We start from the raw sequence: 21384 nt of genomic DNA, 5'->3' as shown, positions 1-21384 counted from the left end.
TCTATGTCGTGCCCGGTTATTGAGCTGACACAGCAGCTTATTCGCCGTCCTTCCCTGAGCCCGGATGATGCCGGGTGCCAGGCGTTAATGATTGAACGCCTGCGCGCGGTAGGTTTTACCGTTGAGCGTATGGATTTTGGTGACACACAGAATTTTTGGGCATGGCGCGGCAAAGGTGAGACTCTGGCATTTGCCGGTCACACTGACGTAGTGCCTGTCGGCGATGTCGATCGTTGGATTAATCCACCGTTCGAACCGACCATTCGCGATGGCATGTTGTTCGGGCGTGGCGCAGCCGATATGAAAGGCTCACTGGCGGCAATGGTCGTGGCCGCAGAACGTTTTGTCGCCCAGCATCCGAACCATCAGGGTCGTCTGGCGTTTTTGATAACCTCTGACGAAGAGGCCAGCGCCCAAAACGGCACCGTAAAAGTGGTTGAAGCACTTATGGCACGCAATGAACGACTGGATTATTGTCTGGTTGGCGAGCCGTCCAGCACGGAAATCGTTGGCGACGTGGTGAAAAATGGGCGTCGTGGTTCACTGACCTGCAATCTGACCATTCACGGCGTGCAGGGCCACGTAGCCTACCCGCATCTGGCCGATAACCCGGTACACCGCGCGGCGCCAATGCTCAATGAACTGGTGGCGATTGAGTGGGATCAGGGCAACGAATTCTTCCCGGCGACCAGCATGCAGATTGCCAATATTCAGGCAGGAACCGGCAGCAACAATGTTATTCCCGGCGAACTGTTTATCCAGTTCAACTTCCGTTTCAGCACCGAATTAAACGATGAAATGATTAAGTCCCGGGTGCTGGAGCTGCTGGAGAAACATCAACTGCGTTATACCGTCGACTGGTGGCTTTCCGGTCAGCCGTTCCTGACCGCACGCGGTAAACTGGTGGATGCGGTGGTGAACGCCATTGAGCACTATAATGAGATTAAACCGCAGTTACTGACTACAGGCGGGACGTCCGACGGGCGTTTTATTGCCCGCATGGGGGCACAGGTAGTAGAACTGGGGCCGGTCAACGCGACCATTCATAAAATTAATGAATGTGTTAATGCCGCCGACCTGCAGCTGCTTGCCCGTATGTATCAACGTATCATGGAGCAACTCGTCGCCTGATGAGTGTTCCTGTAAGAGGAAATGAGCATGGACTGGCTGGCAAAATACTGGTGGATTCTAGTGTTGGTGTTTCTGGTAGGCGTATTGCTGAACGTGATTAAAGATCTCAAGCGCGTCGACCACAAGAAATTTCTTGCCAATAAGCCGGAGCTTCCCCCGCATCGTGATTTTAACGATAAATGGGATGACGACGACGATTGGCCAAACAAGGATCAACCGAAGAAATAAGCCAACGTAGGCCGAATGGCGGTTTCACATCGCCATCCGGCCTGCGGGTTAAATCATCTCAATCACATCATCATCATGAGGCTTACCGCCGCTCAGCGCTTCATCAAAGTAGTGCTTCGGTACGGTAAAACGCAGGTGGTCGAGCGCAAACTGCATACTGCGTTCATCAATGGCGTGCCCCAGATTTTCGACGATATCCAGCGTCACATCCCCACCGGCACGTATTAACGCCTCCTGCGCGGCAACGGCATGAGATAACTCAATCACCCGGTCTTCACCGCCGTGAATCAAATGCACCGTCGTCGCGGTGGTTGCAACCTCCGGCAACGTGGCATAGCGACCATTAAAGGCGATGACCCGCGACGCCAGCCCAGGCTCGGCTTTAATACTCTCAAGCGACATAATCGAGCCCTGAGAAAAACCAATCAGCGCGGTCGCCTGAGGTGAAACGCCGCTTTGCTTCTGCCAGTAGCGAACGGTTTCGATAAAGACCGGCATAATCGCGTCAATACGCGCCTGGCGGTTCTCTTCCGTTACCCCCTGTACCGAAAACCACTGACGGCCGGAAGTCGTACCATAAGGCTCTGCCCCGCCAATGCTGACGATTAGCGCATCCGGAAACAGCGGCGCAAACCAGGAGCCAATTTCGCCCATGGCAACCGGGTTATCGCCGACGCCATGAAACAGCAACAAGAGCTGTTGAGCGGGTTTATCGGGACTTTGAACAACAAAATGGTCATGTTTCATGGCGATCTCCTTAACTGATGAGAATCATTCTACGCCGCTTAACCGCAATGACCATGCCAGGAAATTGAAGAAGTTAGTGAAAAAATTGCCATTGCATAATGCGATTATGTAGCCGTTGTTCACGCTCAGCATCCAGCTGTTTTAAGGCCTGCGCCGCCTCGGCGCGCTGAACTGCCAACAGCGCTTTGCGACCCGATATTTTCAGCTGTTGGCACAATTCAGCATCGCTGCGTTGAGCCTGTATACGCCCGCGTAATGCCGGAAGAGGCAACTCGCTGTGCTCAAGCAAACGACTCAGACAACCTAATGATGTCAGTAATGGTCGATGCGCGAAAGCAAACCCAGCCAGCTCACCCCAGTCATCCTCATTAAGCGTAGTCTCTTTCAGTGGTACCAGCGGAATGCGCTCTGCGTTCCACTGAGCAAGAATCTCCGCATCCCGTCGCAGGCGCTGGTGCGCCCGCCAGGCAAGGCGTTTTCCCGCTTCGCTGATGGGCAGCACCGCCATAGCGGTATAACAGCCGCTGCTGGCTTCCCGATGATTACCCATCCGTACCAGGACAAAACCGCAGCGCTGCCAGAAACGCCATAATTCAGCCGTATAACCAAAGCTGACGGACAGATAGTCGCACTGCGTGCAATAGTGCCGGGCCTGCAGAATCAGCTGTTGCCCAATACCTTCCCTTTGACGCGCGGGATGAACCGCAATTCGACTGACCCGCCGCCCGACGAGCGTCGCCGCCAATGGGTCTCCGCCGTGCGCCGCCAGTGACTGCGCAACCAGATTTCCTCTTGGTCGGCGATATCCGGCCCAGACGGCCTGGCTTAATTCTGCGGATAATCCCCCCTCGTCGACCAGCCAGACGGCGCCCGCCACCGAGTCAGCAGCCGAAGCCTGAAGAAAATGCTGACCCGGCGCGTCCATCATTCGCCGCAGATCCAGTGGCGAGGTGCGATAATGCGCACCGGAAAGTAGCTGATATACCGCTAACGGCAGCGCCGGGTTTGTCTGCCATGAGAGTTGATCAAATGCCGAGAAGTTAAGCTCCCCTAAGGGGGCATGCGCAAAGGTTTCGTCGTCAAACACCAGCGCATCGCTGACGATTTTCTCCAGCGGACATCCCTGCGCCCAGCGCACGGGTTGTTGCAACTCATAGCGTCGAAGATGGGGAAAGCGGGCGCAGAATTTCAGCAAAAAGCCTCTGCCGGTTCCCTCGTAGCCCTGTACGGTGGTGGTTAACAGCGTACGAGGGAAACGCGCAACCAGTTGGTGCAGCAGCGGCGCGGGGATCGCGGCGGCTTCATCCACAACCAGCCAGTCTGCGGTTGCAGAACTGCTTAACAGCGCATCGGGGGCCATAAAGCGGTAACGCTCTGCGGCAAATTGCGCCAGCACATCCGTTGCCGCTTTAGCAGGCGCAGTGACAATCGCGGTCCCGTTGATACGTGCTATCAGTTGCCCTGCCAGAGCCGATTTACCCCGGCCACGTGCAGCTGTGACCGCAGCCACGCCGGGAGGCATATCCAGCAACTGGGTTAAAATCATCGCCTGTTCAGGCTGAGGGTAACCGGTTGCCGCGTGCCAGACTGCACGAACAGGAAAACGCGGGCTGGAAACTGCGTGATGCTGCTGCCAGTGCAGAGCCTGTCCGTCACGGGAAATCACCCGTTTGACATGTTCAACAAAGTGCGGCGTTGGGATAGGTTCAGCACAGTCGCTCCAGCGCAGTGAATCCACGTCCGGATGCGTGTGCCAGGTATGCCAGGGGGGGGTCAGCAAAACCAGCCAGCTCCCGGCGATCAGCGTTCCGCTTAAGGCGGCAAACGCCGCAGCGTCAAATCCCTGCCCGGCGTCAAAAACCGCATGACGAAATTCGCGGCCTAATAACGTTTGCAGCGCCTGTGGCGTACAGTTTGGCTCAGCAGGGGCGAGTGCGCCCACCCATAACCAGTCGCCGGGTAACGTGTCGCGTAGCGCTAATGCCCGCTCCTGACACCAGTTCCCCTCGCCACTGATAATCAGCAGACGACGGATCCCTTCGTGGGCCATCTGTTCGGTTAACGCGCTCAGCGCCGTATTATCAGACATCCCTGCCTCAGTAGCTTAAATGCCTTTACCAAAAGTATTACATTGTCCCGGATCGCCGCTGTCAAAACCGCGTTTGAACCAGCTAAGCCGCTGCTCAGAAGTGCCGTGGGTAAAGCTGTCCGGCACAACGCGTCCTTGTCCCTGCTGCTGCAGGCGATCGTCGCCAATGGCCTGAGCGGCGTTCAGCGCTTCAGCCAGGTCGCCGGACTCCAGCACGCCCTGCTGCTGCATACTGTTGCCCCAGACGCCGGCAAAGCAGTCCGCCTGCAGTTCCATACGTACGGAAAGACGGTTCACCTCAGCCTGTGAGGCATTCTGCTGCATCTGGCGAACTTTCGGTTCAATACCCAGCAGTTTCTGCACGTGGTGGCCCACTTCATGGGCGATAACATAGCCCTGAGCAAAATCACCATCGGCGCCCAGCTTGTTTTTCATGTCATCATAAAATGAGAGGTCGATATACACCGTACCATCCGCCGGGCAGTAAAACGGCCCCATCACCGACTGACCTGCGCCACAGCCGGTACGCGTCGCTCCGCGATACATTACCAGCTTCGGCTGTTGGTAGGTCCGGCCCATTTTTTCAAACTGCTGCCCCCAGGTATCTTCCGTGGTGGCCAGAATCACCGAGGTAAATTTTGCTGCTTCATCATCATTTGGGCTGATGGAGTGTGATGATTGCTGTTGGGAAACTGGCTGGCCGGTCATTAATCCGGTGAGATCCACGCCATAATATCCCGCCACCAGCACCACAATCAGCAGGATGATGCCGCCTTTACCACTGGGCAAACGAAAACCAGGGCCGCCTATAGAAGGGCCGCCACCGGAGCTATTTCGTCTGTCTTCCACATTGTCACTTTCACGACGCCCTTGCCAGCGCATAATCACCTCAACTTTTTATTCATTATGATGATGATCGTAGGCGGTTCGGAACAGGATTACCATAAGAAACAGTAATCAAAATCGGCGGGATTGATGAGCCGGAGAGCGATCGCCGGCTCAGGGGAGGATTAGTCTAACTTCACACCCAGACGATGCGCGACGGCTTCATAGGCTTCGATCAGGCCGCCCAAGCTCTGGCGGAAGCGATCTTTGTCCATTTTATCCAGCGTTTCTTTGTCCCACAGACGGCTGCCGTCCGGTGAGAACTCATCGCCCAGGACCACTTCACCTTTATACAAACCAAATTCAAGTTTGAAGTCGACCAGAATCAGACCGGCATCATCAAACATCTTTTTCAGCACGTCGTTGGCTTTGTAGGTCAGCTCTTTCATACGCGCCAGATTCTCTTTGCTCACCCAACCAAAAGTTTCGCAATAGGAATCGTTAATCATTGGATCGTGCATAGCATCGTTTTTCAGGAACAGATCAAACAGCGGCGGATTCAGTTCAATACCTTCCTCAACGCCTAAACGCTTAACCAGGGAACCTGCTGCGCGGTTACGAACCACACATTCAACCGGTACCATCTCCAGTTTTTTCACCAGACATTCAGTATCGGAAAGCAGTCGCTCCATCTGGGTAGGAATGCCCGCTTCTTGCAGTTTAGTCATAATGAAATGGTTGAACTTGTTGTTCACCATGCCTTTACGATCAAACTGTTCAATGCGCGCGCCATCCCCTGCTGACGTATCATTGCGGAATTCGAGCACCAACAGGTCCGGGTTTTCCGTGCTGTATACGGTCTTCGCTTTACCACGATACAACTCAGCTTGCTTTTGCATCTTTATTACTCCTGGGTGTGAATTAACGATAAATATTGCGTTTTTCTGCCGACGCACACGTTTGCGTATCATATCAGAAAAAAAGGGCTGGAGTTATCCAGCCCTTTATTTTTACTTACTGAACGCTGCCTGGAAGACGGCGACCAGCGCGTCGTTCTGGCTTTGCGTCAGGGTATGCCCCTTCGGATCGATAAACTGCAAGCTACTGCGGTTGTCTAAATCACCGACCTGCAGTTTATAGTCGCCGGATACCAGACCCGGATCGCTTGCGCCCAGCTCCTGCCAGTTACTATCAGACAGTGGTTTGTAGGTCACGGCGATGCTGCCCTGAGAACGGGTGCTGTCGGTCACTTTCATCCCCACTTTCTCAAGCGCTGCCGGCAGACGCTGCCATACCACGTTGAACGGTCCACGTACCACCAGCATCGGTAAACCGGTGTCATCGGCAGCACTCTGAACATCCATGGTGGCGGCAGAGCGGTTCTGCGCGGCATTCGCGGCATCAGTGGCGTTCTTATCCAGACCTGCGGAAATAACGTTCATCATCTCAGCGCTGTAACGCTGCATTGATGCTGGATCAGCTACGGGTTTACCCGCCTGCTCGAGGTTAATCAGTTTCACCGTTACCGCTTGCTGATAACCCTGCGGTTTAACCGAGATTTGATAACGTCCACGGTACTGCTCGTCTTCATCCAGACGGTTCCAGTTAACCCAGTCGGTGGTCAACGTCTGGCTGGCATCATCACGTTTGGTGATCGTGTAGTTTTTAGACTGAATGACGCTAACGACCTGTGGCCACAGCGTGTTGCCACGACCATTTTCCACCAGCAATGTCGACGTATCACCCGCGATCTGAGTGCGAGCGCCGGTGACTAGTGCTAACGGCTGAGCCGGCGGGCGAATGTCCAGCGCTTTACCAACGGCACCGCTGCCGTTGGTGACCGGGATATTATAGTCACCCGACATAACCGGCAGAATCATCCCAGCTGGAGCGTGAAGCTCAGCAAGCGGTGCGGCCTCCAGATAGGATTCATCACCGCTCACCTGGCGCTTATAACGCGAGTCAGAACTACAGGCCGCGAGCAACATAACAAGCGAAACACCCGCAACCTTGGCCAGGCGCGACTTTTGTACTGAGTAAGCCATCAAATCTCCCTAAACTTTACAGCAAACCGGCATGCTTAAGCGCCGCTTTGACGATTTCACGAGCATTATCCGTGATTGGCGTCATAGGCAGACGTAGCGTATCGGTCGCCACAAGTCCCAACTCCTTACACGCCCATTTCACTGGGATAGGATTGGGTTCGACAAATAGTTTGTTGTGTAACGGCATCAGACGCTGGTTAATCACCCGCGCCTCGGCAAAGTTCCCGGCTGCCGCCAGTTTGCACATTTCGGCCATATCGCGTGCCGCAACGTTAGACGTCACGGAAATCACGCCATGACCACCGAGCTGCATAAAATCCAGTCCGGTCGCGTCATCACCGCTGAGCAGAATAAAGTCGTCTGAAACCAGCTCTTTGATCTGGTGAACGCGACTTAAGTTCCCCGTGGCCTCTTTAATAGCGATAATATTTTTTACTTTCGCCAGGCGACCAACGGTTTCCGGCAACATATCGCAGCCGGTACGGGACGGTACATTATACAGAATTTGCGGCAGGTCAGTATGTTCAGCGATGGCTTTGAAATGCTGGAACAAACCTTCCTGGGTTGGGCGGTTGTAGTAAGGCGTCACCGTCAGGCAGCCGACAACACCACTGTCGTTGAAACGCTGCGTCAGACTAATGGCTTCCGCGGTCGCATTAGCGCCGGTTCCGGCAATCACCGGAATACGCCCGTCGGCCAGCTCCAGGGTCATCATCACCACATCGCCATGTTCATCATGACTCAGGGTGGCAGACTCACCGGTGGTGCCAACCGAAACGATCGCCGAGGTGCCGCTGGCGACATGATAATCAATCAGTTTTTTCAGGCTCGACCGGCAGACTTTACCTTTCTCATCCATCGGCGTAACAAGCGCGACAATACTTCCCGTGAACATGGGCCATCCTCTGTGCAAACAAGTGTCTCAATGGTACGTTTGGTACGACAATAAAAGCAAGCGACCAGAGCCGTTCTGATTGTTGTATGCATGTTTTTTTTATGCTTTCCTTATGATTACCTCACCGCTCAAAGGAAGAACAGGTTTGACATCGTCATCGCAACACTATCTGGTCATTACTGCGCTGGGTGCTGACCGCCCGGGAATTGTGAACACCATCACACGTCATGTCAGCAGTTGCGGCTGTAATATCGAAGACAGCCGACTGGCCATGCTGGGTGACGAGTTCACGTTTATCATGTTGCTGTCGGGCACCTGGAATGCCATTACCCTAATTGAATCAACCTTGCCGTTGAAAGGTGCAGAGCTGGATTTACTGATTGTGATGAAGCGCACGACCGCACGCCCCCGTCCGGCGATGCCCGCTACGGTATGGGTGCAGGTCGATGTTCCTGATTCTCAGCATTTGATTGAACGCTTTACCGCCCTGTTTGACAGCCACCAAATGAATATTGCGGAACTGGTTTCACGCACGCAACCGGCTGAGAACGAAAAGGCGGCACAGCTGTTTATTCAAATTACCGCACATAGTCCTGCGTCACATGATTCGGCAAATATTGAAGATGCGTTTAAAGCACTCTGTACAGAACTCAATGCGCAAGGCAGTATTAACGTCGTCAATTACTCACAGCATGATGAACAGGATGGAGTTAAGTAATGAACCCACTGAAAGCCGGTGATATCGCACCGAAATTTAGCTTGCCGGATCAAGACGGAGAACAAGTAAATTTAACCGACTTCCAGGGACAGCGTGTTCTGGTTTATTTTTACCCGAAAGCCATGACACCCGGCTGTACCGTACAGGCCTGCGGCCTGCGCGATAACATGGATGAGTTAAAAAAAGCAGGTGTTGAAGTGCTGGGAATCAGCACCGATAAACCAGAGAAGCTTTCCCGATTCGCGGAGAAAGAAGTCCTTAACTTCACGCTCCTGTCCGACGAAGATCACCAGGTTTGCGAGCAGTTCGGCGTCTGGGGTGAGAAGTCATTTATGGGCAAAACCTATGATGGCATCCACCGCATCAGCTTCCTGATTGATGCTGAAGGGAAAATTGAGCATGTGTTTGATGACTTCAAAACCAGCAACCACCACGACGTGGTAATGAACTGGCTGAAAGAGAACGCCTGATTTACATTTTGCCGGATAGCGCCTGATGGTGACGCCACGCGTCTTATCAGGCCACCATCCGCATAACTCCGTAGCCGGATAAGGCGTTTACGCCGCCATCCGGCATCAACGTCGTTTATTCAAACGTCCCTTTTATACAGGCTTTTTTCTCTCTGACGACAGCTTTGCCCTTCGCCCACAGGTGATGAACTTCAAGCGCATCATTGAGCACCAGAATGTCGGCATCGCATCCCACCGCCAGACGCCCTTTATGTTCCAGTCCCAAAAATTCTGCGACCGTTCGCGTCAGCGGACACAGCGCCAGTTCCAGCGGTATGGCATGAACCTTCACCAACTGGCGCACTGTTTCAGCCAGTGATTCAAACCCTGCGACACCGATGCCGGTAAGATTACCGTAGTCATCAAATTCCGGCTGGCTACCGTTGCCATCCGAACTCAAGGTAATACGCGACAGCGGCACGTTCTGGCGTAGCGCCGTGGCGATAGCCGTGGCCGGGTCGACGGGTTCATCAATGCTGCTGGTAATGTCGATATAACCGCCTTTGCGGGCATACTCCAGCGCCGACTGAAACAACGGTTCCGCACGATTGACGTGTGTGGGCAGCAGCTTGGTAATCGGTACATCGCAACTTTCGAGGATCTGGTACAACGGCTCCAGCATGCGCGCGCTGTCGCCCATATGGAAGACGCTAATCCCCGGCTTGCGCCCTAACAATCCGCCAACGCGCGACTGCGCCGCCATGTTTGCCAGCGCCGAGGTGTCCGGGGCTGAAGAACGATGGTCCGAAACAGCACATTTCACGCCAATGATTTTATCGATCAGCGCCACATCGCGATCGATACTGCCGGTGATGGTCGGAGAAGGCAGAGAATACGCCCCGGTCAGCATCCATGCGCTGATGCCTTCAAATTCCAGCGCGCGGGTTTTCGCCAGCAGCGATTCAGGGTGACGGGTAATACCATCTGTCCCCAGCAATCCCACCACCGAGGTGACGCCAGCTTCAACCAGCCGCGACAAGCGCACTTCCGGCGTGCGGGTGTGCGGCCCCGCTTCTCCGCCGCCGCCAATCAGATGGACGTGTTGATCGATAAATCCTGGGCACACAATCGCACCGTTAAGATTGATACACTCGCAGCCAGGAAAATCGTCAGGGGAAATCGACGGCGCGATGGCAACAATTTTGCTGCCAGACACCAGTATATCCTGGCGTCCTAAATCTTCCGGCGCGTACACGTGTCCCTGCAGGAACAACGTCAAATTAAGAATGGAACAGTTCATAACCTTCCTTGTCAGGCAATAACCTGCATAACCCAAATAGAGAGCAGCGCATTAATTACGCATACCGCAATAATAAGCGGGTAATAACGGGGATGGACTCCCGCGGTACCCAGACAGCGTCCCACATTTTGCACCGGATTGCCCATCAGGTAGATAGCCGGTAACAGCACCGTAGCATCATGTCCCGAAAGCGTACCGGCGACAACCAGGCTGGCGCAAACACCGACGCCGCCTCCCATACTCATCACCGCAGCCAGCAGTACGGTAGCAGATTCCCCCGGCAGTCCCCACAGCGCCATTACCGGCTCACATACCCGCCCGACAATCTCGAGCAGTCCCGTCACCTTCAGCGCCTGAATAATCACAAACGCCATTACCACGTTAGGCAACAGGCTGGTTGTTGCAATAGTGAATCCGCGCCGTGCGCCATCGATAAACATATCCATGACGTTTTTACGTACTTGCGTTGTCATCTCACGCCTCCTGCTGCGTACGGCGATTTTCCTGCTGCGCAATCCACAAACGCAGCAGGTTCGCACCCACAAATTTGAAGACAAGGATCACCGCCAGCGGCGTAATCACCGGAACGGTAACCATCGTAAACAACGCGGCACCCGAGGAAAAATAGTTGGTAATACACGCACTGCCGCTGGTTTGCCAGCAGGCAAAAATGGCACGTTCCTGTTCAGTGATAATGCCCTCTTCCGCCATTTCTTTAGTCATCCCTGCCGCAGCATCGGTATTTTGCATATTCGCAATCAGGGCCAGCGAACAAATACCCGGAATACCGAGTAACGGGCGCAGGACTGGCGTCATCAGTTGCTGTGCCGCACGCAACCCTCCCAGCCCTTCGGTGACGGAAATTATCCCGAGTGAAAGAATGACGGAAGGCGCCAGTTCAAGCGCGAATAAGAAGCCGTCTTTTGCGCCCATACCGCCCGTGCCGCGAAAAGAGACCGCCGTGTCCCCCGCCGCATTAATCTGCCCAAACGCACCGTTGAGAACGGTGAAATCAAAGACTCGCCACCATTCGGTACTTTTCGCAAACATGCCGGAAAAAAGAATAATCGTAATAAAAAAAGCGAGATATCCGCCCCATCCCACCTTCTGCTGCGTGTGTGTGTTGTGACCCATTTTGTTCTCCTGTTGGCCTTATTCCTTGCGTGACTTAAAGACATCACGCGGGTCAAGTTAAAGACAAACGCAGAGAAAAACGACACCAGAAGAGATTATTCAGAATGTGTGGATAGAGGTCAGACAAGTTCGGCTCCGGCGACATTGCATCGCCGGAGCAAACAGATTAGGGTTCATCAACGACCTGACCATCCGGCCAGGCATGCATTACCGCTTTGATTAACGTCGCCAGAGGAATCGCAAAGAATACGCCCCAGAATCCCCACAGGCCGCCGAATATCACCACTGAGAGAATAATCACCAGCGGATGCAGATTTACCGCCTCGGAGAACAGCACCGGCACCAGCAAATTACCGTCCAGCGCCTGGATTATCAGATATACGGCAAAACAGCTCCAGAACTCGGTGCCAAGCCCGAACTGGAACAATGCCACACCGACCACCGGAATAGTGACCACGAAAGCGCCGATATACGGGATCAGCACGGAGAAGCCTACCAGCACCGCCAGCAGCAGCGAATAGTTGAGGCCAAACAGCAGGAAGCCGAGCCAGGTCGCCACGCCAACCACCACCATTTCCAGCACCTTGCCGCGGATATAGTTGGTGATTTGCTGGTTCATCTCTTTCCACACCTGCCCCGCCAGTCCGCGATTACGCGGCAGCACCCGACGCACTGCGTTCAGCATTTGTCCTTTATCTTTGATCAGGAAGAACACCATCAACGGGACGAGAATCAGATACACCGCCAGCGTCAGCAATCCGACCAGTGAAGCCAGCGAATATTTCACCACCGAATCGCCCATGGTGAGCATTCGCGAGCGCATATTCTCCGCCATCGCATCAATAATGCCCGCATCCATCAGCGCCGGATAACGCCGCGGTAAGGTGGCGGCAAAATCAGACAATTTATTGAGCATGCCGGGCATATCGCGGATCAGGTAGATCCCCTGTTGCCATGCAACGGGCATTACCACAAACGCCATCAGCAGCAAAATACCGACAAACACCACCAACACAATCGATGTCGCCCAACGCCGTGAACAACCAATATGTTCCAGCCGTACTGTCGGCCATTCGAGCAGGTACGCCAGCACAATGGCGACCAGCAGCGGCGCCAGAAGACCGCTAAAAAAGAACAGGATGCCAAAACCGGCAACCAGAATAATCAGCAAGGCGATGGCTTCGGGGTCGCTAAAGCGGCGGCGATACCATTGCATCAACATTTCGAGCATAAAACCCTTCCATGAATCCAATAGCGGGATTGCGATCCCGAATTGTATCGAAATGTCACAAAAAAGACTTCGCTTTTTATAGCGGATTACGCAAAGTGAAAAGTCATTTTTCCTGGGTGTTCATCGTCAGGTTTCGCAGTTACACTCCCTAAGCTTGCGGAGTGTGAACGAAACTTCACGGCATTGGTCAAATGGCTATCTCAAAAAAGAATACAGGACAGAGGTTATGTTCAGGCAGTTGAAAAAAAACCTGGTTGCTACCCTCATTGCTGCACTGACCATCGGTCAGGTTGCGCCCGCATTTGCAGAAACCGCGGACACCCTACCTGATATGGGAACCTCGGCAGGGAGTACGCTTTCCATAGGACAGGAAATGCAGATGGGCGATTATTATGTACGCCAGCTGCGCGGCAGTGCGCCATTAATTAACGATCCGTTGCTGACGCAATACATTAATGCGCTGGGGATGCGTCTGGTCTCGCACGCCGACTCGGTAAAAACGCCCTTCACCTTTTTTTTGATTAACAACGATGAAATCAACGCCTTTGCTTTCTTTGGCGGCAACGTTGTTTTGCACTCCGCACTGTTCCGCTATTCCGATAACGAAAGCCAACTGGCATCGGTTATGGCGCACGAAATTTCCCACGTTACCCAGCGTCACCTGGCGCGTGCAATGGAAGACCAGAAACGCAGCGCGCCGCTAACGTGGGTGGGTGCGTTAGGGTCAATTTTATTGGCGATGGCCAGCCCACAGGCGGGTATGGCGGCGCTGACCGGTACGCTGGCGGGTACACGTCAGGGGATGATTAGCTTTACGCAGCAAAACGAACAGGAAGCAGACCGCATCGGTATTCAGGTACTGCAACGCTCGGGATTCGATCCCCAGGCCATGCCGACGTTTCTGGAAAAATTGCTCGATCAGGCCCGTTACTCTTCGCGTCCACCAGAAATTTTGCTGACTCACCCCCTGCCAGAAAGCCGTCTGTCGGATGCCCGTAACCGCGCCAACCAAATGCGTCCGGCTGTCGTCCAGTCTTCAGAAGATTTTTATCTGGCCAAGGCACGCACCTTAGGCATGTACAACTCTGGTCGCAACCAGTTGACCGATGACCTACTGAGTAACTGGTCGAAAGGCAACATACGTGAGCAACGTGCGGCGCAGTATGGCCGGGCATTGCAGGCAATGGAGGCCAGTAAATATGACGAGGCACGTAAAGCACTGCAACCGCTGCTGGCGGCAGATGCTAACAATGCCTGGTACCTCGACCTGGCAACGGATATCGATCTCGGCCAGAAGAAAACCAGCGATGCCATTAATCGGTTGAAAAACGCCCGCGACCTGCGCACCAACCCGGTACTGCAGCTCAACCTGGCAAATGCGTATTTACAGGCCGGGCAAGCCAAAGAGGCAGCGACCATCCTGAATCGCTATACGTTTAACCATAAGGACGACCCTAACGGCTGGGATCTGTTAGCGCAAACGGAAGCCAACCTGAACAACCGTGATCAGGAACTGGCAGCCCGCGCGGAAGGGTATGCCCTCGCAGGACGTCTGGATCAGGCGATTTCGATGCTCAGCAGCGCAAGCTCACAGGTCAAGCTGGGTAGCCAGCAGCAGGCCAGATACGATGCCCGTATCGACCAGCTACGCCAACTGCAAGAGCGCTTTAAACCGTATACGAAAATGTAATTATCGAACACTTGCCGGATGGCGATATGTAGGCCAGATAAGGTCTTTTGGTCGCCATCCGGCAGGATTGTTATGCAAGGAGAAGTCATGTCAGACGCGATTAAAATCTACCATAACCCACGCTGCTCCAAGAGCCGTGAAACGCTGGAGTTACTGAAGTCCAACGGCGTGGACCCGGAAGTGGTGTTGTATCTGGAAACCCCGGCTGACGCCACAACCCTGCGTGAATTGTTGCAGATGCTGGGCATGTCCAGCGCGCGCGAGCTGATGCGCCAGAAAGAAGATCTCTATAAGTCACTTAATCTGGCGGACGTAAATCTGAGTGAAGATGCGCTGATTCAGGCAATGGTGGAAAACCCGAAATTGATGGAGCGCCCGATTGTGGTTGCCAAAGGCCAGGCGAGAATTGGACGCCCGCCGGAGCAGGTACTGGAAATCATCGGTTAACCTGAAACCTGCCGCAGTCTCTTCGGCTGCGGCGCTTACAGCTTCAGTATCTCTTTTACGAATGGAATGGTCAGCTTACGCTGGGCGGTGATCGATGCATGATCAAGCTGATCCAACGTCATAAACAGCGTACGCATTTCTCGATCCAGACGCTTGAGCAGGAAGCGTCCCACATCTTCCGGCAGTTCAAACCCACGAAGTCTGGCGCGTAATTGCAACGCCTGCAGCTTATCTTCATCGGAAAGCGGCTGCAGCTTGTAGATTTGTCCCCAGTCCAGGCGCGAGGCGAGATCCGGCAACCCCAGATTCAGCTGTCTTGGCGGGCGATCGCCTGTGATCAGCAGACGCGTTTTCCCCGACTCCAGGATGCGGTTGTAGAGATCAAAGATCGCCATTTCCCACAGCGAATCCCCGGCCACACATTCGATGTTATCGATGCATACCAGCGATAAATGCTCCATACCGTCGAGCACCTCGGGGACGAACCAGGTACGCTTGTCGAGCGGCACATAGCCTACCGCATCGCCGCGCGCGGACAGTTCCGCACAAGCTGCATGCAGCAAATGACTACGGCCAGCGCCTTCACGCGACCAGAGATAAATATACCCGCTATGGTCCTGACGCAGCACGTTTTGCAGTGCAGCCAGTAAAGAGGAGTTATCCCCCGGCCAGAAACTTGCGAAAGTTTCGTCGTCAGGAAGATAAAGTGGCAAAGAGAGCTGTGCCGGTGTGTTCAGAGATACCTCAACCCAGGATTTCATAAAATCGCGTTGAGTTTAACACAGAAATACGTCGTGATAGAACCGGGCAGCATCGCCACCCGGTAAGAGATTTACTGTTGCGGACTGTCGGCATCTTCCGCGTCAAGCACGACTTCTTCCGGACGCAGCAGGCTGATAACTTTGAAAATCAGGCTCAGACAAACGCCAACAATGGTCGCCAGCGCCATGCCTTTCAGCTCAGCGGCACCAATGTGAACTTTCGCACCACTCACGCCGATGATCAAAATAACCGAGGTCAGGATCAGGTTTTGCGCCTTGTTGTAATCAACTTTTGACTCGATCAGTACGCGAATACCGGAAGCACCAATCACGCCGTACAGCAGCAGCGATACGCCACCCATGACCGGCAGTGGAATGATTTGGATCGCCGCAGCCAGTTTGCCCACACAGGAGAGCAGAATGGCAAAAATTGCCGCGCCGCCGATAACCCAGGTACTGTAAACACGAGTAATCGCCATTACGCCAATGTTTTCGCCGTACGTGGTGTTCGGCGTAGAGCCGAAGAAACCAGAGATAACCGTAGACAGGCCGTTGGCAAACATAGAACGATGCAGGCCAGGATCGCGAATCAAATCTTTTTTCACGATATTCGCCGTCACCACCAGGTGTCCAACGTGTTCAGCGATGACCACCAGCGCCGCCGGCAGGATGGTCAGAATGGCAACCCATTCAAAGCGCGGCGTGTAGAACGTTGGCAGAGCAAACCAGTGGGCCTGCGCAATCGGCGTGGTGTCCACGACCCCCATCACGAAGGAGAGCGCGTAGCCGGCCAGCACCCCAATCAGAATCGGGATAATCGCCATAAAACCGCGGAACAGTACAGAGCCAAATACCGTAACCGCCAGCGTCACCATTGAGATGATGATGGTTTTTGAATCCGGTAATTGCCCCTCTGCTGGCAGTAACCCCGCCATGCCCGCAGCGACGCCAGCCAGCTCCAGACCGATGACGGCAACGATTGCGCCCATCGCCGCAGGAGGGAACATGACATCCAGCCAGCCGGTTCCTGCTTTCTTAACGATGAAAGAAACCAGGCAGAACAGAACGCCGCACATAATGAAACCACCCAGTGCCACTTCATACCCTAACGGCAGCAACAGCAGTACCGGGGAAATAAATGCGAAGCTGGAACCCAGATACGCAGGAATTTTACCTTTACAGATAAAGAGATACAGCAACGTACCAATGCCGTTAAACAGCAGAACGGTAGCCGGGTTGATGTGGAACAGGACTGGCACCAGTACCGTTGCGCCAAACATGGCGAACAGGTGCTGCAAACTAAGCGGGATTGTCTGTAAAAGCGGCGGTCTTTCACTCACCCCGATAGCACGGCGCGTCATAGTGTTTTCCTCTGAGTGTTGTTTGTTATTAGCCTTGGGTTGTTATATTCAAAAAAAAGCCGACTCTTAAAGTCGGCTTCTTTTCACTTATTCGTTTACTTGGTACCAAAAATCTTATCGCCGGCATCGCCGAGCCCCGGAATAATGTATCCGTGCTCGTTCAACCCCTGATCGATGGAGGCCGTGTACAGCTCAACATCCGGGTGCGCTTTTTCCAGTGCCGCGATACCTTCCGGTGCCGCAACCAGGACCAGCACTTTAATGCTGGTGCAGCCTGCATTTTTCAGCAGATCGATGGTGGCGATAACGGAACCGCCGGTTGCCAGCATCGGGTCAACGATCAGCGCCATACGCTCATCGATGTTAGATACCAGCTTCTGGAAGTACGGAACCGGCTCCAGCGTTTCTTCGTTACGGTACATACCAACCACGCTGATACGCGCGCTCGGAACGTTTTCCAGTACGCCTTCCATCATGCCCAGGCCCGCACGCAGGATTGGCACAACGGTGATTTTTTTACCTTTGATTTGGTCAACTTCAACCGGACCGTTCCAGCCTTCAATGGTCACCTTTTCGGTTTCCAGACCAGCGGTTGCTTCATAAGTCAGCAGGCTGCCAACTTCCGAGGCGAGTTCACGAAAGCGTTTAGTGCTGATGTCGTTTTCACGCATCAGTCCCAGCTTGTGTTTGACGAGTGGGTGTTTGACTTCCACGATCTTCATACTCTTCTCCTTTCCTCAGACGAGTGGCAACCACAAAAAAAATCGCCGGATTATACCGCTTTTCGTCTCTGGCGCAACACTGGATACGCTTGATATGGATCAACCAAAGTCGTTTGCGTCTGGATGATGAGTATAAAACAAGCCCCGCATTATTGGCGGGGCTGGCTGTCAATACTATGAATTTTATAGATATTCAGCATTGGTCTGGATAACGTTTTGATACCATGAAAAAGATTTCTTCGGCGAGCGTGCTAACGTTCCGCTTCCGTCATTATTTTTATCAACATAGATAAAGCCGTAGCGTTTTTTCATCTCCCCCGTCCCGGCCGAGACTAAATCAATACAGCCCCACGGGGTATAGCCCATCAGGTCCACGCCATCTTCCACTACCGCTTTTTTCATTTCACTGATATGTGCGGCCATATAGTCAATACGATAGGAATCATCCACCGATCCGTCGGCCTGCTGCACGTCAATCGCACCAAAGCCGTTTTCGACGATAAACAGCGGCAGTTGGTAATGATCCCAGAACCAGTTCAGCGAATAGCGCAGACCAACGGGATCAATCTGCCAGCCCCAGTCCGATTTATGCACGTACGGGTTGGAAACCAGACTTTTCGACTCGTCGTAGTCCAGCTGTGGGTTGTCTGCCGTGGCCTGCGTTGCGAAAGACATATAGTAGCTAAAGCCGATGTAATCGACACAACCCTCAGTCAGCGCCTGACGGTCTTCCTCAGTGATATCAAGATCAAAGCCACGCCGGGCAAAGTAGTTGAGAAGATGCCGTGGGTATTTGCCGCGCACATGGACATCGGTAAACCAGTAACGCCGGTGCATGGCGTTCATCGCCATCATCATATCGTCCGGCGCGCAGGTCAGTGGATAGATAGGACACATGGCAATCATGCACCCTATCTGCAATGCCGGGTTAATCTCACGCGCAGTCTTTACCGCCAGCGCGCTTGCCACCAGTTCATAGTGCGCCGCCTGGTACATAACCGGCTCGCGGTCTTCACCGGGCTGGTATTTCAGGCCAGAGTTAGTAAAAGGCGCGAAGTCTTCGTGATAATTTGCCTGGTTGTTAATTTCATTAAACGTCATCCAGTACCTCACTTTGTGCTGGTAACGGGTAAAAACCACTGCGGCAAAACGGACAAAGAAATCGATAAGCTTACGGTTACGCCAGCCGCCATATTCCGTCACCAGATGGTATGGCATCTCGAAATGCGACAACGTAATCACCGGTTCAATGCCATATTTCAGGCATTCGTCAAACAGGTCATCATAGAACTGCAGGCCAGCCTCATTGGGTTGCGCTTCGTCGCCTAAGGGGAAAATACGCGTCCAGGCAATCGAAGTGCGAAAACATTTAAACCCCATTTCGGCAAACAGTTTAATGTCGTCTTTATAGCGGTGATAAAAATCGATGGCGTCGTGGTTAGGGTAGTTTTTACCGGCAATCACACCGTCAGTGATTTCACGCGCCACGCCATGCGCCCCCGCCGTCATGACATCGGCAACGCTAATTCCTTTTCCACCTTCCTGCCAGCCACCTTCCAGTTGATGAGCGGCTACGGCACCACCCCACATGAAATCTGCTTTAAATCCTGACATACCCTTCCCCTCTCGTGATTACTCTGTGCAAAACGCTGTTGATGAGGTCCGCAACAGAAAACAGAAACCGGTTTCAGTACGATACTGTGTATTCAGCAGACAGGTTTCAAGCACAAGACTGTACCCGGTTTCATTTTCGTGGCGCAGTTCAAACAAATAGATAAATGATTGTAAAATGCTGAAAAAATCAGCACATAAAACTTGATGCAGAGCAGGCTCGCAAACGTTTGCTTTCCCTGTTAGAATTGCGCCGAATTTAACTTTTACTGCAAGTAAACATGTGGGGAAGCAGGCAGTGACCGATAAAACCTCTCTTAGCTACAAAGATGCCGGTGTTGATATTGATGCAGGTAATGCTCTGGTTGATCGAATCAAAGGCGTAGTAAAGAAAACTCGTCGTCCGGAAGTTATGGGTGGTCTGGGTGGCTTCGGTGCGCTGTGCGCATTGCCGCAAAAATATCGTGAACCGGTACTGGTTTCCGGCACTGATGGCGTCGGCACAAAACTGCGTCTGGCGATGGATCTGAAACGCCACGACACTATCGGCATTGACCTCGTCGCAATGTGCGTCAACGACCTCGTGGTTCAGGGCGCTGAACCGCTGTTTTTCCTCGACTACTATGCTACCGGCAAACTGGATGTGGATACCGCAGCCAGCGTCATTAACGGTATTGCCGAAGGCTGTCTGCAGTCTGGCTGTGCGCTTGTCGGCGGTGAAACGGCTGAAATGCCGGGGATGTACCACGGCGAAGATTACGACGTGGCAGGCTTCTGCGTTGGCGTCGTCGAAAAATCAGAGATCATCGACGGTTCAAAAGTGGCTGACGGCGACGTACTGATTGCACTCGGCTCCAGCGGTCCGCACTCCAACGGCTACTCTCTGGTGCGCAAAATTGTTGAAGTTAGCGGTTGTGACCCGGAAACCACCGAGCTTGAAGGCAAGCCGCTGGCCGATCACTTACTGGCCCCGACCCGCATTTATGTCAAATCCATTCTGGAACTGATTGAGAAGGTTGATGTGCATGCCATTGCCCACCTGACCGGCGGTGGCTTCTGGGAAAATATTCCACGCGTTCTGCCAGACAACACGCAGGCTGTGATCGACGAATCTTCATGGCAGTGGCCAGCCGTCTTCAACTGGCTGCAAACGGCGGGTAACGTCAGCCAGCATGAGATGTATCGCACCTTTAACTGCGGCGTAGGCATGGTTATCGCCCTGCCGGCTTCTGAAGTGGACAAAGCCCTTGCTTTGCTCAATGAGAAAGGTGAAAACGCATGGAAAATCGGTATCATCAAAGCTTCTGATTCCGAACAGCGTGTGGTCATTGAATGAAAAACATTGTGGTGCTCATTTCCGGCAACGGAAGCAATTTGCAGGCGATAATGGATGCCTGCGAACAGAATAAAATCAATGGCACCATACGTGCAGTATTCAGTAACAAGGCCGATGCGTTCGGCCTTGAGCGCGCACGCGAAGCGAATATTCCTGCACACTCGCTGGAAGCCGCCCAGTTTGCCAGTCGCGAAGCATTCGACCAGCAACTAATACAAGAGATCGACGCTTATGCCCCCGATGTCGTGGTGCTGGCCGGTTATATGCGCATTCTAAGCCCGGCGTTTGTTGCTCACTATTCTGAACGATTGCTGAATATCCACCCGTCTTTATTGCCGAAGTATCCTGGCCTGCACACGCACCGTCAGGTTCTGGAAAACGGCGATGAAGAGCATGGCACTTCCGTCCATTTCGTCACCGATGAACTGGACGGCGGACCGGTTATTCTCCAGGCCAAGGTTCCGGTATTTGAAGGCGACAGCGAAGATGATGTCACGGCACGAGTCCAGGCCCAGGAACATACCATTTACCCGCTGGTGGTAAGCTGGTTTACTGATGGTCGCCTGAAGATGCGTGATAACGCAGCATGGCTGGACGGCGTTTGTCTGCCGCCACAAGGCTACGCCGCCGACGAAGAATAAAATCAACCTGTAAACCGGATCTC

Annotated in this window: 22 protein-coding genes; 8 read left to right on the top strand and 14 right to left on the bottom strand. The window is 53.5% G+C overall.

From position 1 onward, the window contains the following. Positions 1-3 precede the first annotated feature (3 nt). The gene (gene dapE / locus OGV93_RS01860) at positions 4-1131 is read left to right on the top strand and encodes a succinyl-diaminopimelate desuccinylase (RefSeq protein ID WP_016153967.1); all 1128 of its coding nucleotides are present in this window, start codon (positions 4-6) and stop codon (positions 1129-1131) included. Positions 1132-1158: 27 nt separating this feature from the next. Next, positions 1159-1359, top strand: coding sequence for a YpfN family protein (locus OGV93_RS01855; protein WP_003835080.1), 201 nt, complete (start codon positions 1159-1161; stop codon positions 1357-1359). A gap of 48 nt (positions 1360-1407) precedes the next feature. Here OGV93_RS01855 and ypfH read toward each other — a convergent pair whose 3' ends face one another. The 6 genes from ypfH to dapA all read right to left on the bottom strand — a co-directional run bounded on the left by ypfH (position 1408) and on the right by dapA (position 7960). Then, positions 1408-2106, bottom strand: coding sequence for an esterase (ypfH, locus tag OGV93_RS01850; RefSeq protein ID WP_016153968.1), 699 nt, complete (start codon positions 2104-2106; stop codon positions 1408-1410). Between the two features lie 73 nt (positions 2107-2179). After that, a complete protein-coding gene (locus tag OGV93_RS01845) occupies positions 2180-4195 on the bottom strand; it encodes a tRNA(Met) cytidine acetyltransferase TmcA (protein WP_200012028.1) in 2016 nt (671 codons plus the stop codon). A 15-nt stretch (positions 4196-4210) separates the two neighbouring features. Then, positions 4211-5077 carry a KPN_02809 family neutral zinc metallopeptidase gene (gene ypfJ, locus OGV93_RS01840; protein ID WP_016153970.1) on the bottom strand — a complete coding sequence of 289 codons (867 nt, stop codon included), beginning with the start codon at positions 5075-5077 and terminating at the stop codon, positions 4211-4213. A gap of 128 nt (positions 5078-5205) precedes the next feature. After that, a complete protein-coding gene (gene purC / locus OGV93_RS01835; RefSeq protein ID WP_003835086.1) occupies positions 5206-5919 on the bottom strand; it encodes a phosphoribosylaminoimidazolesuccinocarboxamide synthase in 714 nt (237 codons plus the stop codon). A gap of 111 nt (positions 5920-6030) precedes the next feature. Continuing rightward, entirely contained in the window at positions 6031-7065 is a 1035-nt protein-coding gene (gene bamC / locus OGV93_RS01830; protein ID WP_016153971.1) for an outer membrane protein assembly factor BamC, read from the bottom strand. 16 nt (positions 7066-7081) lie between these two features. Beyond that, on the bottom strand, positions 7082-7960 hold the full coding sequence (gene dapA / locus OGV93_RS01825) for a 4-hydroxy-tetrahydrodipicolinate synthase (RefSeq protein ID WP_016153972.1): 879 nt from the start codon (positions 7958-7960) through the stop codon (positions 7082-7084). 145 nt (positions 7961-8105) lie between these two features. Between dapA and OGV93_RS01820 the strand changes: the two genes are divergently transcribed. Together OGV93_RS01820 and bcp are read left to right on the top strand one after the other, a co-directional pair. After that, positions 8106-8678, top strand: coding sequence for a glycine cleavage system transcriptional repressor (locus OGV93_RS01820; protein ID WP_287109324.1), 573 nt, complete (start codon positions 8106-8108; stop codon positions 8676-8678). After that, complete coding sequence (bcp, locus tag OGV93_RS01815) at positions 8678-9148, top strand: thioredoxin-dependent thiol peroxidase (protein ID WP_003835095.1); 471 nt, start codon at positions 8678-8680, stop codon at positions 9146-9148. The genes OGV93_RS01820 and bcp overlap by 1 nt, the downstream gene beginning before the upstream one ends. Before the next feature lie 115 nt (positions 9149-9263). Here bcp and iadA read toward each other — a convergent pair whose 3' ends face one another. From iadA to OGV93_RS01795, 4 genes are all read right to left on the bottom strand, one after another. Continuing rightward, positions 9264-10427, bottom strand: coding sequence for a beta-aspartyl-peptidase (gene iadA / locus OGV93_RS01810; RefSeq protein ID WP_287109323.1), 1164 nt, complete (start codon positions 10425-10427; stop codon positions 9264-9266). Positions 10428-10438: 11 nt separating this feature from the next. Next, a complete protein-coding gene (locus tag OGV93_RS01805; protein WP_003037948.1) occupies positions 10439-10900 on the bottom strand; it encodes a YjiG family protein in 462 nt (153 codons plus the stop codon). 1 nt (position 10901) lies between these two features. Then, positions 10902-11561: a nucleoside recognition domain-containing protein gene (locus tag OGV93_RS01800; RefSeq protein ID WP_220222079.1), complete on the bottom strand. Its 660-nt coding sequence runs from the start codon at positions 11559-11561 to the stop codon at positions 10902-10904. A gap of 166 nt (positions 11562-11727) precedes the next feature. After that, the gene (locus tag OGV93_RS01795) at positions 11728-12792 is read right to left on the bottom strand and encodes an AI-2E family transporter (protein WP_016153975.1); all 1065 of its coding nucleotides are present in this window, start codon (positions 12790-12792) and stop codon (positions 11728-11730) included. Between the two features lie 226 nt (positions 12793-13018). Here OGV93_RS01795 and bepA point away from each other — a divergent pair, with 226 nt between their 5' ends. Both bepA and arsC read left to right on the top strand, forming a co-directional pair. Beyond that, a complete protein-coding gene (gene bepA, locus OGV93_RS01790; protein ID WP_016157117.1) occupies positions 13019-14482 on the top strand; it encodes a beta-barrel assembly-enhancing protease in 1464 nt (487 codons plus the stop codon). A gap of 87 nt (positions 14483-14569) precedes the next feature. Beyond that, positions 14570-14929, top strand: coding sequence for an arsenate reductase (glutaredoxin) (gene arsC / locus OGV93_RS01785; RefSeq protein ID WP_046275209.1), 360 nt, complete (start codon positions 14570-14572; stop codon positions 14927-14929). 35 nt (positions 14930-14964) lie between these two features. On the opposite strand, the gene OGV93_RS01780 is transcribed toward arsC, so the two are convergent. The 4 genes from OGV93_RS01780 to OGV93_RS01765 form a co-directional block, all read right to left on the bottom strand. Then, positions 14965-15666 carry a DnaA inactivator Hda gene (locus OGV93_RS01780; protein WP_200049399.1) on the bottom strand — a complete coding sequence of 234 codons (702 nt, stop codon included), beginning with the start codon at positions 15664-15666 and terminating at the stop codon, positions 14965-14967. A 95-nt stretch (positions 15667-15761) separates the two neighbouring features. After that, positions 15762-17051, bottom strand: a complete 1290-nt coding sequence (gene uraA, locus OGV93_RS01775; RefSeq protein ID WP_016157119.1) for a uracil permease — start codon at positions 17049-17051, stop codon at positions 15762-15764. Positions 17052-17146: 95 nt separating this feature from the next. Continuing rightward, positions 17147-17773 carry a uracil phosphoribosyltransferase gene (upp, locus tag OGV93_RS01770; protein WP_003835110.1) on the bottom strand — a complete coding sequence of 209 codons (627 nt, stop codon included), beginning with the start codon at positions 17771-17773 and terminating at the stop codon, positions 17147-17149. 183 nt (positions 17774-17956) lie between these two features. After that, positions 17957-19387, bottom strand: a complete 1431-nt coding sequence (locus OGV93_RS01765) for a 6-phospho-beta-glucosidase (RefSeq protein WP_287109322.1) — start codon at positions 19385-19387, stop codon at positions 17957-17959. A 295-nt stretch (positions 19388-19682) separates the two neighbouring features. Between OGV93_RS01765 and purM the strand changes: the two genes are divergently transcribed. Then, positions 19683-20720 (top strand): phosphoribosylformylglycinamidine cyclo-ligase, encoded by a 1038-nt coding sequence (purM, locus tag OGV93_RS01760; RefSeq protein WP_019077369.1) that lies wholly within the window; start codon positions 19683-19685, stop codon positions 20718-20720. After that, positions 20717-21361, top strand: coding sequence for a phosphoribosylglycinamide formyltransferase (purN, locus tag OGV93_RS01755; protein ID WP_049041566.1), 645 nt, complete (start codon positions 20717-20719; stop codon positions 21359-21361). Before purM ends, purN begins: the two co-directional genes overlap by 4 nt. The last annotated feature ends 23 nt before the right edge of the window (positions 21362-21384 follow it).

This window comes from Citrobacter sp. Cb031 (genome assembly GCF_030336725.1).
GTDB lineage: Bacteria > Pseudomonadota > Gammaproteobacteria > Enterobacterales > Enterobacteriaceae > Citrobacter > Citrobacter braakii.
Note: the sequence above shows the minus strand (reverse complement) of the source record. Positions and strands in the feature narration are given on the sequence as shown.

Coding starts and splice junctions, on each gene's coding strand:
- dapE (WP_016153967.1), top strand. CDS start 4: ATGTCGTGCCCGGTTATTGAGCTGACACAGCAGCTTATTCGCCGTCCT.
- OGV93_RS01855 (WP_003835080.1), top strand. CDS start 1,159: ATGGACTGGCTGGCAAAATACTGGTGGATTCTAGTGTTGGTGTTTCTG.
- ypfH (WP_016153968.1), bottom strand. CDS start 2,106: ATGAAACATGACCATTTTGTTGTTCAAAGTCCCGATAAACCCGCTCAA.
- OGV93_RS01845 (WP_200012028.1), bottom strand. CDS start 4,195: ATGTCTGATAATACGGCGCTGAGCGCGTTAACCGAACAGATGGCCCAC.
- ypfJ (WP_016153970.1), bottom strand. CDS start 5,077: ATGCGCTGGCAAGGGCGTCGTGAAAGTGACAATGTGGAAGACAGACGA.
- purC (WP_003835086.1), bottom strand. CDS start 5,919: ATGCAAAAGCAAGCTGAGTTGTATCGTGGTAAAGCGAAGACCGTATAC.
- bamC (WP_016153971.1), bottom strand. CDS start 7,065: ATGGCTTACTCAGTACAAAAGTCGCGCCTGGCCAAGGTTGCGGGTGTT.
- dapA (WP_016153972.1), bottom strand. CDS start 7,960: ATGTTCACGGGAAGTATTGTCGCGCTTGTTACGCCGATGGATGAGAAA.
- bcp (WP_003835095.1), top strand. CDS start 8,678: ATGAACCCACTGAAAGCCGGTGATATCGCACCGAAATTTAGCTTGCCG.
- iadA (WP_287109323.1), bottom strand. CDS start 10,427: ATGAACTGTTCCATTCTTAATTTGACGTTGTTCCTGCAGGGACACGTG.
- OGV93_RS01805 (WP_003037948.1), bottom strand. CDS start 10,900: ATGACAACGCAAGTACGTAAAAACGTCATGGATATGTTTATCGATGGC.
- OGV93_RS01800 (WP_220222079.1), bottom strand. CDS start 11,561: ATGGGTCACAACACACACACGCAGCAGAAGGTGGGATGGGGCGGATAT.
- OGV93_RS01795 (WP_016153975.1), bottom strand. CDS start 12,792: ATGCTCGAAATGTTGATGCAATGGTATCGCCGCCGCTTTAGCGACCCC.
- bepA (WP_016157117.1), top strand. CDS start 13,019: ATGTTCAGGCAGTTGAAAAAAAACCTGGTTGCTACCCTCATTGCTGCA.
- arsC (WP_046275209.1), top strand. CDS start 14,570: ATGTCAGACGCGATTAAAATCTACCATAACCCACGCTGCTCCAAGAGC.
- uraA (WP_016157119.1), bottom strand. CDS start 17,051: ATGACGCGCCGTGCTATCGGGGTGAGTGAAAGACCGCCGCTTTTACAG.
- upp (WP_003835110.1), bottom strand. CDS start 17,773: ATGAAGATCGTGGAAGTCAAACACCCACTCGTCAAACACAAGCTGGGA.
- OGV93_RS01765 (WP_287109322.1), bottom strand. CDS start 19,387: ATGTCAGGATTTAAAGCAGATTTCATGTGGGGTGGTGCCGTAGCCGCT.
- purN (WP_049041566.1), top strand. CDS start 20,717: ATGAAAAACATTGTGGTGCTCATTTCCGGCAACGGAAGCAATTTGCAG.